Below are 2,213 nucleotides of genomic sequence, written 5' to 3'. Positions count from 1 at the left end.
ATCAGGAGGATGCCGGCGGCTGTTCGGTCATACGCTCTCCCGCGTGTGCCGGTTGACCGGCCGGGCGAGGCCGTAGTTCTCGCGGAGAGTGGCGCCGGTGTACTCGGTGCGGAAGAGCCCGCGCCGCTGGAGGATCGGCACGACGTGGTCGACGAAAGCGGTCAGGCCCGTGGGCAGGACCGGCGCCATGATGTTGAAGCCGTCGGCGGCCCCCTGGGTGAACCACTCCTGGAGCTGGTCGGCGATCTGCTCGGGGGTACCGGCGAAGACCCGGTGCCCGCGGCCTGCGCCCAGGCGGGCGATCAGCTGGCGCAGGGTGAGGCCGTCGCGCCGGGCGAGCTCGGCGACGAGGGTGAAGCGGCTCTTGTTGCCGTTGATGTCCCGCTCCTCGGGCAGGTCCGGGAGCGGGCCGTCCAGCGGCAGTCCGGTGAGGTCCACGTTCAGCATCCCGGACAGCTGGGCGAGGCCGTACTCGGGCACCTGCAGGTCGGTGAGCTGCTGCGCCAAGGCCTTCGCCTCGGCTTCGGTGGATCCGATGACGGGGGCGATGCCGGGCAGGACGAGCAGGTCGCTCTCGGCGCGGCCGTACGTGGCGAGGCGGGACTTGAGGTCCTTGTAGAAGGTCTGGCCGTCGGTGAGGGTCTGCTGGGCGGTGAAGACGGCCTCGGCGTACTGGGCGGCGAACTCCTTGCCGTCCTGGGAGGAACCGGCCTGCACGAGCAGCGGGTAGCCCTGGGGGGAGCGCGGGACGTTGAGCGGCCCGGCGACGCCGAAGTGCTCCCCGCGGTGTGCGGCGGGGTGCAGCTTGTCGGTGTCGGCGTAGACGCCGCGCTCCTTGTCGAGGACGATCGCATCGTCCTCCCAGCTGTCCCAGAGCTTGGTGGCGACGTCGAGGAACTCGCGGGCGCGCTCGTAGCGGAGGTGGTGCTCCAGGTGCTCGTCGCGGTTGAAGTTGCGGGCCTCGTCGACCGTGCCCGAGGTGACGATGTTCCAGCCGGCCCGGCCGCCGCTGATGTGGTCGAGGGAGGCGAACTTGCGGGCCAGGTTGTAGGGCTCGTTGAAGGTCGTGGAGACGGTGGCGATGAGCCCGATGTGCTCGGTGACGGCGGCGATGGCGGAGAGCAGGGTGAGCGGCTCGAATCCGCCCAGTGCGTTGTGGCGGGCCTTGCCCCAGAGGGCGACCCCGTCGGCGAAGAAGATCGAGTCGAGCAGTCCGCGCTCGGCGGTGCGGGCCAGGTCCTGGAAGTACCGCAGGTCGGTGATGAGTTCGGGCCGGCTGTCGGGGTGGCGCCAGGCGGCGTCGTGGTGACCGGCGTTCATCAGGAAGGCGTTGAGGTGGAGGGTGCGGTTCGCGGTCATGGCTGTTCCCTGAGTTCGGTGGCGTTGCGTGCTGGGGCGGGCCCGGACGGCGCGGGCGTCAGGCGGGGACGCGCCAGGTGCTCAGGCGGCGTTCGATCGAGACCAGCAGCTGGTTGAAGGCCACGCCGACGGCGGAGATGGTGATGATGCCCGCGTACATCTGCGGGATCGCGAAGTTGTACTGCGAGGCGTTGATCAGGTAGCCGAGGCCCGCCTTGGCGCCGATCATCTCGGCGGCCACCAGGACGAGGATGGAGACGGCGCCGGCCAGCCGGATGCCGGTGAAGATGGCCGGTACGGAGGACGGCAGGATCACCTTCTGGAAGAGCCTCGGGGTGGACAGGTCCATCGAGCGGGCCAGTCTGACGAGGGTGGGATCGGCGTTGCCCACCGCGCTGATGGTGTTCAGCAGGACCGGCCAGAGGCAGGCGTATACGACGATCGAGAGCTTCGAGGTCTCGCCGATGCCGAGCAGCAGCACGAAGACCGGGAGCAGGGCCAGGGCGGCGGTGTTGCGGAACACCTCCAGCAGCGGGCCGAGGAGCGCGGCCACCGGCCGGTACCAGCCGATGAGCAGACCGAGCGGGACCGCGACGACGACGGCGATGGCGAAGCCGCCGAAGGAGCGGGCGAGGCTGGCCCGGGTGTGCCGGCCGAGCTGGCCGTTGCCCAGGAGGTCCCACCAGGCCGTGACTACCTCGCTGACCGGCGGCAGGAAGGTGGCGTCGACCAGGCCGAGGCGGGGCGCGGTCTCCCAGAGGGCGAGCAGGGCGACGAGGGCCGCCGAACGCACGGCGACGGCGCGCAGCCACCGGCCGAGGGCCCCGGCGGCCTTCCGGCCGGGGGACGGGGCG

2 protein-coding genes are annotated in these 2,213 nt (G+C 71.1%); both read right to left on the bottom strand.

Going from position 1 to position 2,213, the window contains the following annotated elements:
• Window positions 1-27: 27 nt before the first annotated feature.
• The gene (locus tag ACWGIU_RS36245) at window positions 28-1,359 is read right to left on the bottom strand and encodes an LLM class flavin-dependent oxidoreductase (protein WP_453712329.1); all 1,332 of its coding nucleotides are present in this window, start codon (window positions 1,357-1,359) and stop codon (window positions 28-30) included.
• Window positions 1,360-1,417: 58 nt separating this feature from the next.
• The gene (locus ACWGIU_RS36240) at window positions 1,418-2,167 is read right to left on the bottom strand and encodes an ABC transporter permease (protein WP_453712330.1); all 750 of its coding nucleotides are present in this window, start codon (window positions 2,165-2,167) and stop codon (window positions 1,418-1,420) included.
• Between the last annotated feature and the right edge of the window lie 46 nt (window positions 2,168-2,213).

This window comes from Streptomyces sp. NPDC054840, from assembly GCF_053611065.1.
This window is presented reverse-complemented; position numbering and strand designations above follow the sequence as displayed.

Bases quoted from the DNA above. Each gene is read 5' to 3' on its own strand.
- ACWGIU_RS36245 (WP_453712329.1), bottom strand. From the start codon at position 1,359: ATGACCGCGAACCGCACCCTCCACCTCAACGCCTTCCTGATGAACGCC.